The 18,524-nt window shown below is 66.4% G+C and carries 15 protein-coding genes; 4 read left to right on the plus strand and 11 right to left on the minus strand.

The features are described from left to right. Positions 1-17: 17 nt before the first annotated feature. The 6 genes from HDC95_RS09715 to HDC95_RS09740 form a co-directional block, all read right to left on the minus strand. Positions 18-3,512 carry a DNA-directed RNA polymerase subunit beta gene (locus tag HDC95_RS09715; RefSeq protein WP_259063243.1) on the minus strand — a complete coding sequence of 1,165 codons (3,495 nt, stop codon included), beginning with the start codon at positions 3,510-3,512 and terminating at the stop codon, positions 18-20. Positions 3,513-3,757: 245 nt separating this feature from the next. Then, positions 3,758-4,066, minus strand: coding sequence for a hypothetical protein (locus HDC95_RS09720; protein WP_259063244.1), 309 nt, complete (start codon positions 4,064-4,066; stop codon positions 3,758-3,760). A 144-nt stretch (positions 4,067-4,210) separates the two neighbouring features. Then, on the minus strand, positions 4,211-5,854 hold the full coding sequence (locus tag HDC95_RS09725) for an ABC transporter ATP-binding protein (RefSeq protein ID WP_259063245.1): 1,644 nt from the start codon (positions 5,852-5,854) through the stop codon (positions 4,211-4,213). A gap of 22 nt (positions 5,855-5,876) precedes the next feature. Further along, a complete protein-coding gene (locus HDC95_RS09730) occupies positions 5,877-6,827 on the minus strand; it encodes an ABC transporter permease (protein WP_259063246.1) in 951 nt (316 codons plus the stop codon). Beyond that, positions 6,824-7,828, minus strand: coding sequence for an ABC transporter permease (locus tag HDC95_RS09735; RefSeq protein ID WP_259063247.1), 1,005 nt, complete (start codon positions 7,826-7,828; stop codon positions 6,824-6,826). The genes HDC95_RS09730 and HDC95_RS09735 overlap by 4 nt, the downstream gene beginning before the upstream one ends. Positions 7,829-7,907: 79 nt before the next feature. Continuing rightward, positions 7,908-9,581, minus strand: coding sequence for an ABC transporter substrate-binding protein (locus HDC95_RS09740; RefSeq protein ID WP_259063248.1), 1,674 nt, complete (start codon positions 9,579-9,581; stop codon positions 7,908-7,910). A gap of 182 nt (positions 9,582-9,763) precedes the next feature. Here HDC95_RS09740 and HDC95_RS09745 point away from each other — a divergent pair, with 182 nt between their 5' ends. Further along, a complete protein-coding gene (locus HDC95_RS09745; RefSeq protein WP_259063249.1) occupies positions 9,764-10,999 on the plus strand; it encodes an LCP family protein in 1,236 nt (411 codons plus the stop codon). A gap of 9 nt (positions 11,000-11,008) precedes the next feature. Here HDC95_RS09745 and HDC95_RS09750 read toward each other — a convergent pair whose 3' ends face one another. Genes HDC95_RS09750 through HDC95_RS09765 form a run of 4 tightly spaced genes read right to left on the minus strand, consistent with a single transcriptional unit; the run spans position 11,009 to position 15,635 of the window. Next, positions 11,009-12,514, minus strand: coding sequence for a glycoside hydrolase family 3 protein (locus tag HDC95_RS09750; protein WP_259063250.1), 1,506 nt, complete (start codon positions 12,512-12,514; stop codon positions 11,009-11,011). Beyond that, positions 12,511-13,347, minus strand: coding sequence for a carbohydrate ABC transporter permease (locus HDC95_RS09755; RefSeq protein WP_259063252.1), 837 nt, complete (start codon positions 13,345-13,347; stop codon positions 12,511-12,513). The genes HDC95_RS09750 and HDC95_RS09755 overlap by 4 nt, the downstream gene beginning before the upstream one ends. Beyond that, the gene (locus HDC95_RS09760) at positions 13,344-14,324 is read right to left on the minus strand and encodes a carbohydrate ABC transporter permease (RefSeq protein WP_259063254.1); all 981 of its coding nucleotides are present in this window, start codon (positions 14,322-14,324) and stop codon (positions 13,344-13,346) included. Before HDC95_RS09760 ends, HDC95_RS09755 begins: the two co-directional genes overlap by 4 nt. A 24-nt stretch (positions 14,325-14,348) precedes the next feature. Continuing rightward, positions 14,349-15,635, minus strand: coding sequence for a sugar ABC transporter substrate-binding protein (locus HDC95_RS09765; RefSeq protein ID WP_259063255.1), 1,287 nt, complete (start codon positions 15,633-15,635; stop codon positions 14,349-14,351). Positions 15,636-15,783: 148 nt separating this feature from the next. On the opposite strand from HDC95_RS09765, the gene HDC95_RS09770 reads away from it, so the two are divergent. The 3 genes from HDC95_RS09770 to HDC95_RS09780 all read left to right on the plus strand — a co-directional run bounded on the left by HDC95_RS09770 (position 15,784) and on the right by HDC95_RS09780 (position 17,858). Further along, positions 15,784-16,650: a spermidine synthase gene (locus HDC95_RS09770; protein ID WP_259063256.1), complete on the plus strand. Its 867-nt coding sequence runs from the start codon at positions 15,784-15,786 to the stop codon at positions 16,648-16,650. Positions 16,651-16,732: 82 nt separating this feature from the next. Further along, positions 16,733-17,260, plus strand: coding sequence for a hypothetical protein (locus HDC95_RS09775; protein WP_259063257.1), 528 nt, complete (start codon positions 16,733-16,735; stop codon positions 17,258-17,260). A 103-nt stretch (positions 17,261-17,363) separates the two neighbouring features. Continuing rightward, complete coding sequence (locus HDC95_RS09780) at positions 17,364-17,858, plus strand: SprT-like domain-containing protein (protein ID WP_259063258.1); 495 nt, start codon at positions 17,364-17,366, stop codon at positions 17,856-17,858. Positions 17,859-17,866: 8 nt separating this feature from the next. Here HDC95_RS09780 and HDC95_RS09785 read toward each other — a convergent pair whose 3' ends face one another. After that, positions 17,867-18,523 (minus strand): 2-phosphosulfolactate phosphatase, encoded by a 657-nt coding sequence (locus tag HDC95_RS09785; protein ID WP_259063259.1) that lies wholly within the window; start codon positions 18,521-18,523, stop codon positions 17,867-17,869. Position 18,524 lies beyond the last annotated feature (1 nt).

Consider the following 18,524-nt stretch of genomic DNA (forward strand, 5'->3'; position numbering starts at 1 on the left):
ATTCGTTATCGGCCGGATCAGATCTCGTCGATCGAGGCGGACTCGAATCGGCTGGAGATGTTGATACCGAGCTCCTCCGCTGCGCGGAATGCCTCGTCGTCGGTGTCGCGGAGGTTGACCGTCGTTCCGTCTGCCGAGAGGACCTCGACGTTCAGGCAGAGCGACTGCATCTCCTTCATGAGCACCTTGAACGACTCGGGGATGCCGGGCTCCTGGATGTTCTCGCCCTTGACGATCGCCTCGTACACCTTGACGCGGCCGAGGATGTCGTCGGACTTGATCGTGAGGAGCTCCTGGAGGGCGTATGCGGCGCCGTAGGCCTCGAGGGCCCACACCTCCATCTCACCGAAGCGCTGTCCACCGAACTGCGCCTTACCACCGAGCGGCTGCTGGGTGATCATCGAGTACGGTCCCGTCGAACGCGCGTGGATCTTGTCGTCGACCAGGTGGTGCAGCTTCAGGATGTACATGTAGCCCACCGAGATCGGCGCCGGGAACGGCTCACCGGAGCGGCCGTCGAACAGCTGCGTCTTTCCGGTCGAGTCGATCAGGCGGTCACCGTCACGCGTCGGCAGCGTGGAGTCGAGGAGACCTGCGATCTCCTGCTCTTCCGCACCGTCGAACACCGGGGTCGCGACCTTGGTGCCAGGGGCAGCCTCGAACGCATCCTTCGGCAGGTTCGTCGCCCACTCCGGGTTGCCCTCGACCTTCCAGCCCTGCTTGGCGATCCACCCGAGGTGGGTCTCCAGCACCTGGCCGAAGTTCATTCGACCCGGGATTCCGAGCGGGTTCAGGACGATGTCGACCGGGGTGCCGTCCGGAAGGAACGGCATGTCCTCGATCGGCAGGATCTTGGCGATGACACCCTTGTTGCCGTGACGACCGGCGAGCTTGTCGCCCTCGGTGATCTTGCGCTTCTGGGCGATGTAGACCACGACGCGGCGGTTGACGCCGGAACCGAGCTCGTCATCTCCGTCTTCGGCGTTGAACTCCTTGACGGCGATGATCGTGCCCTGCTCACCGTGGGGCACCTTCAGAGAGGTGTCACGGACCTCGCGGCTCTTCTCGTTGAAGATCGCGCGGAGCAGGCGCTCCTCGGCCGACAGCTCGGTCTCGCCCTTCGGCGTGACCTTGCCGACGAGGATGTCGCCGGGGCGGACCTCGGCGCCGATGCGGATGATGCCGCGCTCGTCGAGGTCCTTCAGCAGCTCAGGGCTGACATTGGGGAGGTCACGGGTGATCTCCTCCTTGCCGAGCTTCGTGTCGCGGGAGTCGACCTCGTACTCCTCGATGTGAATCGAAGAGAGGGTGTCGTCCTTCACGAGGTCCTGGCTGAGGATGATCGCATCCTCGAAGTTGTAGCCCTCCCACGTCATGAACGCGACCAGCAGGTTCTTGCCGAGCGCGAGCTCACCGTTCTGGGTGGCGGGGCCATCAGCGATGACCTCGTTGACCTCGACGCGCTCGCCAGCCGAGACGAGAACCTTCTGGTTGTACGACGTGCCCTGGTTGGAGCGGTCGAACTTGCGGAGGTAGTACTCCTTGGTTCCACCCTCATCCAGCTGGAGCACGACGCGGTCTGCGGAGACCTCGGTGACCACACCGGCCTTGTCGGCACTGATGACGTCGCCGGCATCGATGGCCGCGTAGCCCTCCATACCGGTTCCGACCAGAGGCGAGTCGCTGCGCAGCAGCGGCACAGCCTGACGCTGCATGTTGGCGCCCATGAGCGCGCGCTGAGCGTCATCGTGCTCGAGGAACGGTACGAGCGAGGTCGCGACCGACACCATCTGGCGCGGCGAGACGTCCATGTAGCCGATCTCCGCCGGCGCGAACACGTCGACCTCGCCGCCGGGGCGGCGGGCCAGGACGCGCTCTTCGCGGAAGTGACCGTCGGCCTTGAGAGGCGCGTTGGCCTGAGCGACGATGAAGTCGTTCTCCTCAGAGGCGGTCAGGTAGTCGATGTCATCCGTGACCTGGCCGCCTACGACGCGACGGTAAGGGGTCTCGATGAAACCGAAGGAGTTGATGCGCGCGAAGGTCGCGAGCGAGCCGATCAGACCGATGTTCGGGCCTTCAGGAGTCTCGATCGGGCACATGCGGCCGTAGTGCGACGGGTGAACGTCACGGACCTCGACGCCTGCGCGGTCACGGGACAGACCACCCGGGCCCAGCGCCGAGAGGCGGCGCTTGTGGGTCAGGCCCGCGAGCGGGTTGTTCTGATCCATGAACTGCGACAGCTGCGACGTTCCGAAGAACTCCTTGATCGCCGCGACGACAGGACGCACGTTGATCAGGGTCTGCGGCGTGATCGCCTCGATGTCCTGCGTGGTCATGCGCTCGCGGACGACGCGCTCCATACGGGAAAGCCCCGTGCGGACCTGGTTCTGGATGAGCTCGCCGACGGCGCGGATGCGACGGTTGCCGAAGTTGTCGATGTCGTCGGTCGACATGCGGATCTCGGCCTTCTTGCCGCTGCGGAGACCCTCGAAGGTCTCGTCGCCGCGGTGCAGACGCACGAGGTACTTGATGGTCCCGACGATGTCCTCGACGGTCAGAACCGAGGAGTCCAGCGGCTGGTTCAGGCCCAGCTTCTGGTTGATCTTGTAGCGACCGACCTTCGCGAGGTCGTAGCGCTTCGCGTTGAAGTAGAAGTTGTCCAGCAGTGCGCGGGCAGCCTCAGCGGCGACCTGCTCGCCCGGACGGAGCTTGCGGTAGATGTCGCGCAGCGCATCTTCCTTGGTGAGGATGGTGTCCTTCGCCAGGGTCTCCTCGATGGAGGGGTACCCGGCGAACTCGACGAGGATCTCCTCGCTGGTCATGCCCAGCGCCTTGAGGAAGACGGTGACGGACTGCTTGCGCTTGCGGTCGATGCGCACGCCGACCTGGTCGCGCTTGTCGATCTCGAACTCGAGCCATGCACCACGGCTCGGGATGACGCGAGCGGACACGATGTCCTTGTCGGAGGTCTTGTCGGGGGTCTTGTCGAAGTAGACACCCGGCGAGCGCACCAGCTGGGACACGACGACACGCTCGGTGCCGTTGATGATGAAGGTTCCGCGGCTGGTCTGCAGCGGGAAGTCACCCATGAAGACGGTCTGAGTCTTGATCTCACCGGTCTGGTGGTTCATGAACTCGGCCTCGACGTACAGCGGAGCAGCGTAGGTCTTGCCACGCTCCTTGCACTCGTCGATCGAGTACTTCTCAGGCTCGAGGTACGGGTTGGTGAAGCTCAGCTGCATCGTCTCGCTGAGGTCTTCGATCGGAGAGATCTCCTCGAAGATCTCCTCCAGACCGCTGAACTCGTTGAGATCCTTGCGACCGGCCTTCTTACCTTCTGCGAGACGAGCCTTCCAGGCGTCGTTGCCGACGAGCCAGTCGAAGGACTCCGTCTGCAGCGCGAGAAGGTCAGGGACCGTCAGCGTGTCGGAGATCTTGGCGAACGAAAGACGGGAAGCTCCGCGTCCGTTCTTGTTGGTGGTGGATGTGGATGCGTTGCGAGCAGCAGCCAAGGGAATAACCTCCGTGAGCCCCGCAGGGCTTCTCGATTCCTTTGTCGTCAGGTGGAGTGCGCACTCGTGTGCTCAACATCTGCCGACCACCATATGAGGGCAGGGAGAACCGAGGCGCAAAGAACAACTATACGTCCGATTTCACGACATGGCAAGCGGAGTCCTTGACCAATTCCGGATGCTGCGGTAAAAGACCCCGACGGGCATCGCCTCATGAGGGAGGCGATGCCGGTCGGGGCGTGCAGTTACCCCTCGCCCTCCGCGTTCCCACGGCAGGCCATCCCGGGACTGGGCGCCATGCCCTTGCCGCCGGCGCGCACGATCTGACCGTAGGTCTGCACGTGACCGCCGGTGATCATGTCGTCGTCGAACCCGGGCGGATTGCCTTCGACGTCGTCGGGCAGATCGCGTCCCGAGAAGTGGCACGCCGACTGCGCTTTGTCCCCACCCCGCACGTCGCCGCCCTGACCGTCGTACTCTCCGGCCATCGCCGCACTGCCGCCACCGAGCACGAGCATCAGCGCCAGCGCAGCACTTGCTGCTGTCTTCTTCATCCTGTTTCCCAACCCCAGAGGAATCGGCCGCCGTCGCCGGCGGCACGATGCGGCACCGTCGCCGCACAGCACAGACGGTAGACCCGCGGGCATGCGGGCACAAGAGGTTCTGCGGACGAGGCCTCCGTGGTGGGAGGAGAGCGGTCAGGCGATGTTGAGTTCGTTGCCGGGAATCGATGCGAGCAGGCGTCGCGTGTAGGCATCGCGCGGGTTCGTGAAGATCTCCTCGGACGTCGCTGCCTCCACGAGAGACCCGTCCTTCATCACGCAGACGTAGTCGCTGATCAGTCGCACGACCGCGAGGTCGTGCGAGATGAACAGATAGCTGAGTCCGTACTCGCGCTGCAGGTCGCCGAGCAGTCTGAGGATCTGGTCCTGCACGAGCACGTCCAGCGCCGAGACCGGCTCGTCGCACACGATCAGATCGGGCGAGAGCGCCAGGGCCCTCGCGATCGCGACGCGCTGGCGCTGGCCTCCGGACAGCTCGGACGGGTAGCGCCGCAGCATCGACTGCGGCAGCGCCACGTCGTCGAGCAGCTGCCGCACCCGCTTCCGCCGATCGGAACCGCTCCCCCGCCGGTAGAACTCCAGCGGCTCAGCGATCAGCCGTTCAATCGTGAACATCGGGTTCAGACTCGAATACGGATCCTGGAAGATCGGCTGCACCCGCTGACGGAAGTCACGCGTCTCGGCGCGGCTGAGGGTGGAGATGTCCTTGCCCTCGAACCTGATCAGCCCGCTGGTCGGCTCGATCACCTTCAACAGCATCCGCGCCGTCGTGGTCTTGCCCGAACCTGACTCGCCGACGATCGCAACTGTCTCGCCGCGCGGGATCACGAGCGACACGTCGTTCACCGCGACGAAGTCGTCGCCCCTGCCCCGCACCGGGTACACCTTCGTGAGGTTCTCGAACTCGACGATGTTGTCGGTGGGTGTGGTGTCGGCCGCACTGGGAGCTTCCTTCGGAGAGGTGAACGCCTCCGGCCGCAGGCGTGCGATCGCGACCGACGGCGCGGCCTTGACCAGCGACTGCGTGTACGGATGCTGCGGGTCTTCGAGAATCTGCTTCGCAGCGCCCTGTTCGACGACCTTGCCTCGATGCATCACGATGACGCGTTCGGCGCGCTCTGCGGCCAGACCCAGATCGTGCGTGATCAGCAGCACTGCCGTGCCGAGCTCGCGGGTCATCGTGCCGATCTGGTCGAGGATCGTCTGCTGCACGGTGACATCCAGCGCACTGGTCGGCTCGTCCGCGATCAGCAGCCGCGGCTTGCACGCGAGCCCGATCGCGATCAGCGCGCGCTGCCGCATGCCGCCGGAGAACTCGTGCGGGTACTGCTTGGCGCGCTTCGCCGCGTCTGGCAGGCCGGCGGCCTCGAGAGCCTCGACGACCTTGGCGGAGACGTTCTGCCGGTTCGCGAGGCCATGCGCGAGCAGAGTCTCGGCGACCTGCGTGCCGATCTTCGCGACCGGGTTGAGGTTCGACATCGGATCCTGCGGCACGAGGCCGATGTGACGCCCGCGGATCGCGCGCATCTCGTGCTCGGGGGCCTTCGAGATCTCACGGCCGTCGAGACGGATGCTGCCGGCGGCGATGCGTCCGCCACCGGCGAGGAGCCCGATGATCGCCATGGCGGTCGTGGATTTGCCCGACCCGGACTCCCCCACGATCGCGACGGTCTCGCCCTCGGATATCTCGAGGTCGACGCCCTCGACGGCGTGCACGACGCCGTCGGTGGTGTTGAAGTCGACGGCGAGTCCCTCGACCGACAGCAGCGGAGTGCTCATGCTCTGTTGTTCCTTGCTCATGTCAGCGCGCCCTCGTCCTCGGGTCCATCGACTCCCTCAGCGATTCACCGAACAGCGTGAAGCCGAGAGCGGTTACCGCGATGCAGATGCCGGGGAAGAAAGCCAGCCACGGCGCGATCGCCAGCTCGCTCTGCGCGTAGGTCAGCATCCGCCCCCACTCTGCTGTCTCGGGGCGTCCGCCGCCGAGTCCGAGGAAGGAGAGCGCCGCCGCGTCGATCACGGCGGTGGCGAGCGTCAGCGTGCCCTGCACGATGACCGGTCCGATCGCGTTCGGCAGCACGTGCGACATCGTGATGCGGCCACGCCCGAGACCGAGCGTCTGCGCCGAGAGCACGTAGTCGCTCGAGCGCTGCTGCAGCATCGACGCGCGAAGCAGTCGCGCGAAGATCGGCACCTGAGACGCACCGATCGCGATCATCACCGCGTACGGCGTCTGGCCGAGGATCGCCGCGATCGAGACGGCGAGCAGCAGGTTCGGCACCGAGAGGATGATGTCGACGATGCGCATGATGACGGTGTCGACCCAGCCCCCGAACGTGCCGGCGAGCAATCCTAGGATCATGCCGCCGACCAGTCCCATCGCGGTGGAGACGACGCCGACCATCAGCGAGGCCTGAGCACCCCAGATGAGTTTGGACAGCACGTCGCCGCCGAAGCGGTCAAGGCCCAACGGGAACTCGGGCAGCTCGCCTGGCCCGGGGATGTTGGTCGGCGTGATGAACTTCGCACCGGGGAGCGCGGTCTCCGGATAGGGCGCGAGAATCGGCGCCAGCGCCGCGACGAGCAGGAACAGCAGCACGATCACTGCACCGGTCCATGCGGTCGGGCTGCGACGGAGGCGCCGGAAGACGTCACTCCAGAAGCCGCCGCCGCTGTCCTTCAGCTCGGTCTGGGCGAGGGCGACAGTATCGATGATCTCGCCACCCTGCGCGGGGGGAAGGGGAATGCTCATTGGACCCTCACTCTCGGGTCGATCAGGCTGTAGGAGACGTCCACCGCGAGGTTGATCAGTGCGTACGCGATCGCGATGAAGATGATGAAGCCCTGCAGCACGGGGAAGTCACGTGTGAAGATCGCCCTGGCCAGGAACGATCCGATTCCCGGATAGGCGAACACGGTCTCGGTCAGAACCGCGCCCGAGATCAGCAGACCGGTCTGCAGTCCGATCGTCGTGACGACGGGAAGCAGGGCGTTGCGCAGGATGAATCGTCCGCGCAACGTCGAGTTCGCGACCCCCTTCGCCCGGCCGGTGCGCACATAGTCGGCGTTCTGCACTTCGAGGACGCTGGCCCTGGTGATGCGCACGATGATCGCAAGCGGGATCGTGCCGAGCGCGAGCGCGGGGAGGATCAGATGCAGGATCGCGTCCCACGAGGCGTCGAACTCCCCGGTGATGATGCCGTCCCACACGTAGAACCCGGTGGGATGGGTGGCATCGATGCGCGGACTCTGCCTGCCGTCGGCCGGAAGCCAGTCGAGCTGCACCGCGAAGATGTACTTCAGGATGAACGCGAGGAAGAACACCGGGATAGTGATGCCGACCAGGCTCAGCACGACGGCGGCGTGATCGCTGAGCCTGCCGTGGCGACGCGCGGCCCAGTAGCCGAGCGGGACGCCGACGCCGATCGCGATGATCAGCGCCGCGATCGACAGTTCGATCGTCGCGGGGAACCGGCGGAAGAACTCCTCCAGCACCGGACGGTTCGTCTGGATCGACGTGCCGAAGTCGCCCTGCAGCAGCCGTCCGATCCAGACGAAGTACTGCTCGATGAGGGGCCGGTCGAACCCGTAGAGCTTGTTGACCCGTTCGATCGCGTCGGGGGTCGCCTTCTCTCCGAGAAGAGCGACGGCCGGCCCGCCGGGGAGGGCTCTGACCCAGGCGAAGAGCAGGATGCTCAGGCCGAACAGGGTGGGAATGAGGAACAGCAGTCGCCTGCCGATGGTGCGCAGCAAGAAGTACTCCCAGCTTTTTCAGGTGCGAGGGTCACCCCTCTGATCACTCCGATCAGAGGGGTGACCCTCGCGTGAACCCTTACTTGGTGAGGACGATGTCCGTGAAGACCTCGTCGTTCACCGGGCTGGCAGGGTAGCTCTCGACCCGGGAGTCGAAGGCCAGGGTGGGAGCGGGATGCGCGAGCGGGACGCCGGGGATGAACTCGGCGACCATCTCGTTGATGTTCTCGTATAGACCGGTCTGCTCGTCGAGGTCGGCGACGCCACGCGCCTCCGACAGCGCCGAGAACAGCTCCGGGTTGTCGAAGCCCCACTCCGAGCTCTGCGCGCCGAAGAAGACGCCGACGAAGTTGTCGGTGTCGTTGTAGTCACCGGTCCAGCCGAGCAGGTGGATGCCGTGATCCGCTGTGCCGGTGGTGCGGTCGAGGTACTCGACCCACTCCTCCGAGACCGGGGTCGTCTCGACGCCGGCTTCAGCGAGCTGCGAGGACAGCACCGTGAAGATCTGCTCGGGGTCCGGCATGTACGGACGCGAGACGTTGACGGGGTAGTTGAAGGTCAGCTTCAGCGGGTTGGCCTCGTCGTAGCCGGCCTCGGCCAGCAGCGCCTTCGCCTTGTCGACGTCGTACTCGTACGTCGTGACGTCTTCGTTGTAGCCGTTGACGACCTCGGGGATGAACTGCGTCGCCTTCTGCGTGCCCTCGGGCAGCACCTGGCTGATCAGCGCATCCTTGTCGATCGCGTACGAGAGCGCCTCGCGCACCTTCGGGTCCTGGAGTTCGGGGATCTGCTGGTTGAACGCCAGGTACAGGATCGTGAACGGAGGACGCGACACCATCGTGAAGCCGTCTTCTTCGAGAGCCGCCGTGTCGGCGGGACCGACCAGGTCGTAGCCGTCGATGTCGCCGGCCTCGAGCGACTGGCGGCGTGCGGTCGGGTCGTCGATCGTGCGGAAGATGATCTGCTCGATCTGGCCCTTCTCGCCCCAGTAGTCGGGGTAGGACTTCAGCGTGACCTGCTCACCGGGTGCCCACTCGTCGAACTGGAACGGGCCGGTGCCGACCGGGTGCCCCATCGCGTACTCGGACAGAGCAGGCGCCTCGGCCGAGCCACCGACCTCGTCGGCGGCGAACTCCTGCAGGGCTGCGGGGCTCTGCATCGCGAATGCCGGCAGCGAGAGCGCCGGGATGAATCCGGCGAACGGCTTGTTCAGTTCGATCGTGACGCTGTTGTCGCCATCGGGTGTGCAGGACTTGTACACCGCGTCTGCAGGGTTGGACGCGTACCCGTGGAACAGCTTGTTGTAGTAGTAGCCGAAGGCCTCCGAAGCCGCGAGGCCGGTCCAGTTGTACCAGCGGTCGAAGTTGACGCAGACGGCCTCAGCGTTGAACGGTGTGCCGTCATGGAAGGTGACGCCCTCCTTGAGAGCGAAGGTGTACGACAGGTTGTCGTCAGACGGCTCCCACGACTCTGCGAGCAGTGGTGCGGGGTCTGCCGTGCCGGGTTCGGTGCCGACGAGGCCTTCGAAGATCTGGCGTGAGACGCGGAAGGTCTCGCCGTCCTGAGCGAAGGCGGGGTCGAGGCTGGCCGGGTCGGAGGATGCCGCGAAGACGAACGTGCTGTCGACGTCGCCTTCCGCATCTCCGGTGTCGTCGCCGCGGTCGCTGGCGACGCAGCCCGCGAGCAGCATCGCTGCGATCGCGGTGCCGGTGACGGCGATGAGCCCTCGCCGGCGCATGGATGTGTGGTGCATGCTGTGTACCTTCCCTGTTGGGGCGCTTCATTGCGCGTGCCGGGGCGTCGTCGCTCCGCTACACGGTGATGCAGATGACGTTACCCAGCACGCTCCTGGAATCCAAACGCATCTGTGTTGCGATCCGGTATCAGCTGCGTAACGGCTGCGTGTTACCGTCAGGCAGGATCGGAGGACAACGGATGAAGAAGCTGCCTGACGCGCTCCAGCGCTCGACGGTCGCTCGCCACGCGACGCTGTCGTCGCCGACGCGGACAACCACCGGGCTGAAGCTCCTAGGCGCCGCACTCGGCGCAGTTCTGGTCGCCGCGATCGCCGTGACCGCATTCGTCGTGATCGACCTCGCCACGAGGGCGACAGCGGATTCCGTCGCCCTCGAAGGCGCGCCGGACATCGCTCCGCCGGCGCTCGGCGAGTTCCCTGGCGCCTTCGACCTGCTCCTGACCGGCACGGACGAGTGCGGAGAGATCTCGAGGCAGTACCTCGGCGAGCGGTGCGAAGGCGAGGAGGGCCCGCTCAATGACGCGAACCTGCTGGTCCATGTCTCGGAGAATCCGCGCCGCGTGACGGTCATCTCGTTTCCGCGCGACCTGATGCTCAGGGTGCCCTCGTGCACGCACGAAGACGGGTCCGAGGCGTCTGAGATGAGCAAGCAGCCTTTGAACACCGTGTTCGCGCATGCGGGGCTCTCCTGCGTCGCGAAGACGGTCGGCGAACTGACCGGTTTCCCGGTCGGATTCGCCGCGAAACTCAGCTTCGACGGCGTCATCGAGATGACGAACGCGATCGGCGGCGTGGACATCTGCATCGCCGAACCCGGGCTGAGCGATGAGCACACCGGCTTGAACCTACCCGCCGGAATGCACACGGTACAGGGCGTGGAGGCGCTGCAGTTCCTGCGCACCCGGCACGGGGTGGGAGATGAGAGCGACCTCGCCCGCATCTCGAACCAGCAGCAGTACATGTCACGACTGGCGAAGAAGATCCTCAGCGCCGACGTGCTCGGCAACCCGGCGACCGTCCTGAGGCTGGCGAACACGGTCGCCGAGAACATCGTCCCCAGTGCCGAGCTGTCCAATCCGTTGAGGCTCGGACAGCTGGCCCTCGCGATCCGCGACGTGCCGTTCAGCGACTTCGTGTTCGTGCAGTTTCCGACTCTGACCGACCCGGAGGATCCGGATCGCGTGGTCGCCGACGAGGATGCCGCCGCGGCTCTGTTCGCGGCTCTGGAAGCGAATCAGCCGCTGGAGCTGACCGGCGGCGTGAGTCCGAACGAGGGGGTCGAAGAAGTGACTCCGTCCGCCGAACCGGCCCCGGATCCGACGTCCACCCCCGACGAAGAACGGGCGGTTCTTCCGAGTGAGATCACCGGCGTGACCGTGGAGCAGGAGACCTGCTCGGCGGGCAACCTGCGCTGACCCGGACCGTCAGCGCCCGAGCAGCAGGGCCCGGGCGGCTTCGGCGCCGACGCGGCTCGCGGCGGCGACCTCGACGGTCGGGAGAAGCAGCGGATGCCGGGCCGGCAGGCCCACATTCACCACGACGGCCTTCGGATCACGGGCGGCTGCGAGTTCCACGAGCGCGCGCTGCGCGTCTGCGACATCGGGACGGTCGATCAGCAGCACGAGGCGTCCTTCGGTCGCGAGCGCCGCACTCAGCGCAGCATCCCGCTCCTCGTCCGTCGCCCGATCGACATCGAGCCGCACACGGAACCCGTCGCCGGCGAGCCCGTCTGCGACATACGAGGCAGCACTGTCGACCGCGAGCGTCGAGCGTCGGCGCGCGTCGATGACGGAAAGAGCGGATGCCGCGGCATCCGTCGTCTCGTCGGTCACGCCGGTGAGCCGCAGGGCGCGCTGGACGATGACCGCGGCATCATAGGTCGCCGCTGCAGCTGCGGCGTCCGGCAGAGCATCAGCGAGCTTCGCCGCCAGAGTCCGTACCCGATTGCGCGCCTCCTCGACGCGCTCGCGCGGCAGGGTGCCGTCGCGGAGCGCCGCGACGATCGCCTCGCGCGCGGTGAGGTAGTCGATCTCATCCTGATCGGCGAGGGCGGCGGCGCCAGGGTTGGTCGGGTTGCCGATGCACAGCAGATCGGCGCCGGCCGCGAGCGCCTGCACGGCACCCCCGCCGATGCCGACCGACTCGCGCACCGCGGCCATGTCGAGCGCGTCGGTGATGATGACACCGTCGAACCCCATCTGACGCAGTCGCCCGAGCACCACGGGGTTCAGCGTCGCCGGGCGTTCACCCCACGCGGGGACGACGATGTGCGCGGTCATGATCGAGTCGGCGCCCGCGGCGATCGCCGCTCGGAACGGCGCGAGATGCACGTCGTCGATCTCGGCAGGGTCCAGCGTGATGACCGGCAGCGCATGGTGCGAGTCGAGGTGGGTGTCGCCGTGGCCGGGGAAGTGCTTCACACATGCCGCGACTCCCCCACCCTGAAGGCCTTCGACGGTCGCTGTGACATGACGTGAGACCAGCGCGGCATCCGCCCCGAACGAGCGCACGCCGATCACCGGGTTGCGCGGATCGGTGTTCACGTCGGCCACAGGGCCCAGCACCACGTTGATGCCTGCCGCACGTGCCCGCCGGGCGAGTTCGGCGCCGGTGGCCTCGCTCGCGGCGATGTCGTCGACGATGCCGAGCTGCGCGGCGCCGGGAAGCGTCGAGCCGGTGCCGACCTCGAGCCGGGTGACGCTGCCGCCCTCTTCGTCGATCCCGATCAGCGCACGCGGGTTCGCCGCACGGATCTCGGCGCTGAGCGCGGGAAGCTCAGCCGAGATGTTCTGGCCGAAGTACACGACGCCTGCGAGGTCGTCCTCGAGCGCGGTGCGCAGCCATGCCGGAGCCCCGGCACCGCTCAACGACGTTCCGAAGAACCCCGGCCACAGCACGCTGTTGGCGAGTCGGGTGAGCTCGTCCGTCATCCCTTCACTGCTCCCGCGACCATGCCGCTGGCGAGCCGGCGCTGCACGATGACGAAGAAGATCATGACGGGGAGCGTGATGATCGTCGAGGCAGCCATGATGCTGCCCCAGTCGTTCGAGTACAGGCCGAAGAACGACTTCAGACCGATCGCGACCGTGTACTGGTCACTCGCACCGCCGAGCATGGTCATGGCGAAGATGAACTCGTTCCATGCGGTGATGAAGCTGAAGATGCTCGTGGCGACGAGGCCCGGCATCACCAGCGGCAGCAGCACGGAGCGGAACATGCGCCACCAGCTCGCGCCGTCGATGTACGCGGCCTCTTCCAGCTCGACCGGCACAGCGGCGACGAAGCCGCGCAGCATCCAGATGCCGAACGCGAGCGAGAGCGCGACGTAGACGATCATCAGACCGATGATGCTGTTGAGCAGTCCGAGGCTCTTCACCTGCAGGAACAGCGGGATGACAAGCGCCTCGAGAGGCACCATCTGCACCACGAGGATCATCATCAGGATGGTCGTGCGGAACTTGAACTTGAACCGCGCCACCGCGACAGCGGCGAGCAGGCAGACGAGCGCACTCACCAGCACCGTCACGAGCGCGACGATCGCGGAGTTGCGCAGGAACACACCGAAACCGCCCTCGGTGAAGACGAAGGCGAAGTGGTCGAACGTGAGCTCTTCGGGGAAGAACGAGCGCCCACCGCTGGAGGCGTTCTTGTCGAAGGCGCTGGAGATCATCCAATACACCGGGAACAGCGTGAAGATCAGGACCGCAGCGACGGCGACGCCGATTCCGACCTTCGACAGGACGGACTTGTTGTTCGGGTTCACAGTTCGTCCTCCTTCATGAGCGAGCGGATGTACACGATCGTGATGCCGATCAGCGCCAGCGTCAGCAGCACCGCGAGCGCGGCGCCGAAGCCGTAGCGGTTCTGCCCGAACGATTCGACATACGACCAGACGCCGAGGTTGAGCACAGAGCGATTCGATCCGGCCCCGCCGGGCATCAGATAGACCTGCGCGAACACCTTGAAGTCCCAGATGGTCGACAGGATGATCACGACCGAGAAGACCGGACGCAGAGTCGGGAAGATGATGCTCCAGAACCGGCGCCACGCGCCTGCGCCGTCGAGGGCCGCTGCCTCGAGCATCTCCTTGGAGACGCCCAGGAGCCCTGCGAGCACCGTGATCGCGACGAATGGGAAGCCGTGGTGCACGACGTTCAACAGCACGATCGCATAGAACGACCACTGGTTCGTGAACCAGTTCACCGAGTCGTCGATCAGGCCGAGGCTCCGCAGCATGTCGTTGAAGATGCCGCGGTCGGCATCGAAGATGAAGGTCCACACGTAGGTGCCGGTGACGGCGGGCATCGCCCACGCGATCATGATGCAGCTGGAGACGATCACGCGCCAGGTCGTGCCCAGTCGCTGCAGCAGCAGCGCCACGAGGGTGCCGACGGCGACGGTGGCGAACACCGCGACGGCGGCGAAGCCGACGGTGTTCGGCAGGACGACAGTCCAGAGGGTCGGGTTGGTGAGCGCCTCGACATAGTTGTCGAAGCCGATGAAGTTGGTCTCTCCTGTGTTGATCTGTCGCAGCCCGTAATCCTGCAGCGAGTAGATGAAGACCTGCACCAGCGGCCACAGCATGAGCACTGCGAGGATGGCGAGGCCGGGGGCCAGAAGCAGCCAAGGGCGAGCCTTGGCGATGGAGAGGAACCGATTGGATCGGCGGCCGCCGGCCACGGAGGCGGGGGTGTCCCCCGCCTCCGTGGGTGTCGGCAGCGGTGCGTGCACCGTCGACATGGAGGGTTATTGCCTAACTGGTTGTTACTGGTTGAGCAGCTCGGTCATCTCAGCTGCGGCGTCCTTCGTCGCGGTGGCGACGTCCTTCTGCCCGCTGAGGATCGACTGGATCATCGCGTTGGTGGTCTTCTTCGCCTGGACGGCGCCGAAGTTCGGAGTCACCGGCACGGATGCGCCGCCGTCGACCATCTGCTCCGCGAACGGTGCGACCAGCGGGTCGGTCGAGGCGAGGGCCTCTTCCATCGCCGAGGCGACGCCCGGGAAGTAGCCGGTCTGCTCAGCCCACTGCTCGGCGTACTCGCCGGTGGTCATGAACTGGACGAACTCCCATGCGAGGTCGGCGTTCTTCGTGGTGTTGAAGATCGACAGGTGCGATCCGCCGAGCACGGACGGGGCGATGCCGCCGTCCTCACCGGGGATGACCGCTGCGCCGAGCTTGCCCTCGAGCTCGGGGTTGGTCTCGATGAGCGCGTTCGGCGTCCACGAGCCGGACAGCATCATCGCGACGTTGCCCTGCGTGAACGCGTCACGGACGTCGGTCTCCTTCCAGGTGGTGGCACCTGCGGAGGAGAAGCCGTGAGTCGTGGCCAGGTCGGTGTAGAACTGGATGCCGGCCTGCGACTCCTTGCTGTCGAGCTCGCTCGTCCAGGTGTCGCCGTCGAGCGTGGCGATCTCTCCGCCTGCACCCCAGACCCACGGGTACACGAAGAACTCGGAGTCTCCGGCGACCGGGAACGCGAGCATCTCGGGGTGTGCGGCCTTGATGGCCTCACCGGCGGCGACGATGTCGTCCCAGCTCTTCGGCGCCTCGAGACCGAGCTCTTCGAAGATGTCGGTGCGGTAGACGATCGAGCGGACACCGGCGTACCACGGCATGCCGTAGAGCTCTTCGTCGTAGGTGCCGGCGACTTCGAGGCCCTCGACCAGGTCGTCGCGGAGGCCGTCTTCGGCGTCGACGTACTCGTCGATCGGCAGCAGCGCACCGGCATCGGCGAACTCAGCGGTCCAGGTGGTGCCGGTCTCGGCGATGTCGGGGGTGGTGCCGCCGGCGATCGAGGTCACGAAGCGGTCGTGAGCGTCTGCCCACTGCACCTCTTCGAACTCGACAGTCGCGCCGGTCTCCTCCTTGAACGCCGAGGAGACCTCGTCGAGGAAAGCGGTGGCGTCAGGGTTGGTGCCCTGCATGATCCAGACGCTGAGAGTCTGATCCTCACCGTCGGTCGAGCCGTTGCCCGCGTCGCCGGAACACGCGGCGAGGCCCAGTGCTGCCGTGACGCCGAGCGCCACGATGGGAAGAATGCGCTTCTTCATCTGGTGAATCTCCTCATTGAAAAATGCCTCGGCGCGCAACGGTTGCATGCCGATCAGGAAAAAGTATTCATCACTAACAAAATACCTGCAACTCCTGCGGATGATCGTCACACACCTGTAACACGTGCCTCGCGCATAGGCTCAGGGCATGGGACGCACGCGCGCGAAGGACACCGAGCATCCGCAGGCGCGGCTCGATCATGGCGGCACAGCGGTGATCTCGCCCTCGGAGTTCACGAGCGGTTTCGAGCTGGTCGTCGACGACACTCCCCAGTCGCACGTCGACCTCGACGACCCGACGCATCTGCACTTCGAGTACGTCGTGCGCATGGGGGCGGTGATCGATCAGCTGACCACAGCGGGGGCGCCGCTGACCGCCGTGCACCTCGGTGCCGGTGCACTGACCATCCCCCGCTACATCGAGGCCACAAGGCCGGGATCGCGTCAGCAGGTGATCGAGTGGGAAGCGCCGCTCGCGGCCCTTGTGCGCGAGCACCTGCCGCTGCCGCGCGGGGCGTCGATCAGGATCCGGATCGGAGATGCACGCGCGGGGGCGCAGAGGCTGCCCCCCGCACTCAGCGGTGCCTGCGATCTCGTCGTCTCGGACGTCTACTCCGGTGCGCAGACGCCCGCTCACCTCACCAGCGTCGAGTTCTATCGCGAGCTGTCGGGGCTCCTCGCTCCGACCGGAGTGCTTCTCGTCAACGTCGCCGACGGCCCCGGACTCGCTTTCGCGAGGCGCCAGGTCGCCACGATCGCGCATGTGCTCCCCGAGGTCGCGCTGCTGGCCGACACTCAGGTGCTGAAGGGCCGTCGGTTCGGGAACCTCGTCATCGCGGCATCCGCGTCTCCCCTGCCGACCGAATGGCTGCCGCGGATGCTGGCGGCCGGTCCCCACCCGGCGAAGATCGCGCAGGGCGCCGAGGTCACCGCCTTCGCGAAGGGCGCGCGCATCGTCACGGATGCGGATGCTGTGGCGTCGCCGAAGCCGGACGCGTCGATCTTCCTGCGCTGAAATCTCCCTCCGGGGCGTGCCGCCGACTCGTCTGCAGATCCGAGAGGCAGACTGGAGCGAGGCCGCAGCGGAAGGAGAGCACATGGGTTACATCAAGGGTTACGATCCAGAGACTCTTCGTGAGCAGGTCGATCAGGTCGAGTGCGCACAGCGACTGGTCGAGATCGAATCGCAGCGCAGCCTGCCTGCACTGCTGGAGCGGGTCTGGCTGCTCAAGGTGCTCGGCCAGCTCGACGATGCGCTGAACCTCTCCGACGAATCGGTGCGTGTGGCACGGATGGCCGGCACGCGCAAGGATGTCATTCGCGCACGTGTGCTGCACGCGACGATCCTGCAGTACCGAGGCGCACATGCTGCCGCCGAGCAGGAGCTCGCGACGTGCGCATCCGAGGCCGAAGGCCAGGGTTGGGCGTCGATCGCCGCCTTCGCGTACCAGCACCACGGCAAGAACGCCTACGACGCCGGCGATTTCGACGAGGCGCGCACGAGCCTCAAGCAGGCGCTCTTCCTCCGCCGCGAGGCGGGCGCGGCGGATGCTGAGCTCGAGGTCGCGCTGCTCGCGATCGAGGCGGCGGAGAAGCGCCGCAGTGGGCAGCTCGTCGGGAGCTGACCCAGCCCGTCACTGAGCCTCGCTCCGCCGGTCGCTGGCCCTGTCGAAGCGTCCGACATCCGACAACCGGCCGAATGTCGCCGGATTGTTCTAATCTGGGCGCATGGCGGAACTTGACCGTGTGCGCATCTGGGGTGACGCACTGATTCGGTTGCACCTCGATGACTCCTGGTCGTTCGGCTTCGACCACGCGAAACGTCGTGCCGGGCAGTGCGATTTCCGAGCGAAGAAGATCACCGTGTCGCGCTACCTCGCGGCGCGCTTCGACGACGACGAGATCCACCAGGTGCTGCTGCACGAAGTCGCCCACGCCCTGGCCGGCCACCGAGCCGCGCACGGGGCGAAGTGGAAGCTGATCGCCCGCGACATCGGCTACGTCGGCGGAACGACGCACCACGGCGAGACGGCGGAGGAGCTGGCGCCGTGGATCGGCACCTGCCCCGCCGGTCACGTGACATACCGGCACCGCCGGCCCAGCAGGGCGACCTCGTGCGTCAAGTGCTCTCGCACCTTCGACCCACGGTTCGAGTTCGCATGGACCCGCCGCGAGATCACCGCCGAGGTGAAGCTCGCCGCGCAGATGCCGCACCCGCAGTAGCCACAGGCTCAGGCGAACGCGATGAACTGTCCGTCGCTGAGCACCGGCACGACATGCGTCGCGTCCACCTCGGCGGCAGCCGCAGTTCCTGTCGGCACAAGCCCTGCTCGCTCGATCCGCGCGGTCGCGGCGACGCCTTCGGCGATCTCCTTGCCGGATCCGGATGCTGTGAGCAGATGCCGCATCGCCAGGCGCAGTCCGCGCGCCGATTCGCAGACGACCGCCGCTTCGGGCGAGGTGTGGTCGGCGCCGAGATCGCTCAGCGCCGCGATGATGGTGCCCGCGCCGAGCTGATCTTCGACGGCGAGGCGGAGGTCTCCGGCATCCGTCAGCTCGCCCGCCGCGATCACGGCGACAGAGGTGCGCTGCTGTCGGCGGTTCTGCAGTTCGAGCACCGTCTTCGCCACCGCCGATGCGTTGCGCAACGCGCCGAGAAGCACGGTCGATTCGCCGGCCGCCGCCACCACGGCCGCACCGTTGCGCGTCCAGCCCTCGGCATCCGCCAGTGAGACCGTGCGGCCCGAGGCCACGGCATCCGTCACTGTCGATGAGAAGCGCAGCACGTCCACCACGACGACCACGTCGGCGGGTGCGAGACGCTGCAGCCCCGCGACTCCCCACTCGAAGCGGACTTGATATGCGGACTGATCGAACGGCTGCGGCATC

The organism is Microbacterium sp. AK031 (genome assembly GCF_024807145.1).
Taxonomy (GTDB): Bacteria; Actinomycetota; Actinomycetes; order Actinomycetales; family Microbacteriaceae; genus Microbacterium.

Coding starts and splice junctions, on each gene's coding strand:
- HDC95_RS09720 (WP_259063244.1), bottom strand. CDS start 4,066: ATGAAGAAGACAGCAGCAAGTGCTGCGCTGGCGCTGATGCTCGTGCTC.
- HDC95_RS09725 (WP_259063245.1), bottom strand. CDS start 5,854: ATGAGCACTCCGCTGCTGTCGGTCGAGGGACTCGCCGTCGACTTCAAC.
- HDC95_RS09730 (WP_259063246.1), bottom strand. CDS start 6,827: ATGAGCATTCCCCTTCCCCCCGCGCAGGGTGGCGAGATCATCGATACT.
- HDC95_RS09740 (WP_259063248.1), bottom strand. CDS start 9,581: ATGCACCACACATCCATGCGCCGGCGAGGGCTCATCGCCGTCACCGGC.
- HDC95_RS09745 (WP_259063249.1), top strand. CDS start 9,764: ATGAAGAAGCTGCCTGACGCGCTCCAGCGCTCGACGGTCGCTCGCCAC.
- HDC95_RS09750 (WP_259063250.1), bottom strand. CDS start 12,514: ATGACGGACGAGCTCACCCGACTCGCCAACAGCGTGCTGTGGCCGGGG.
- HDC95_RS09760 (WP_259063254.1), bottom strand. CDS start 14,324: ATGTCGACGGTGCACGCACCGCTGCCGACACCCACGGAGGCGGGGGAC.
- HDC95_RS09765 (WP_259063255.1), bottom strand. CDS start 15,635: ATGAAGAAGCGCATTCTTCCCATCGTGGCGCTCGGCGTCACGGCAGCA.
- HDC95_RS09770 (WP_259063256.1), top strand. CDS start 15,784: ATGGGACGCACGCGCGCGAAGGACACCGAGCATCCGCAGGCGCGGCTC.
- HDC95_RS09775 (WP_259063257.1), top strand. CDS start 16,733: ATGGGTTACATCAAGGGTTACGATCCAGAGACTCTTCGTGAGCAGGTC.
- HDC95_RS09780 (WP_259063258.1), top strand. CDS start 17,364: ATGGCGGAACTTGACCGTGTGCGCATCTGGGGTGACGCACTGATTCGG.
- HDC95_RS09785 (WP_259063259.1), bottom strand. CDS start 18,523: ATGCCGCAGCCGTTCGATCAGTCCGCATATCAAGTCCGCTTCGAGTGG.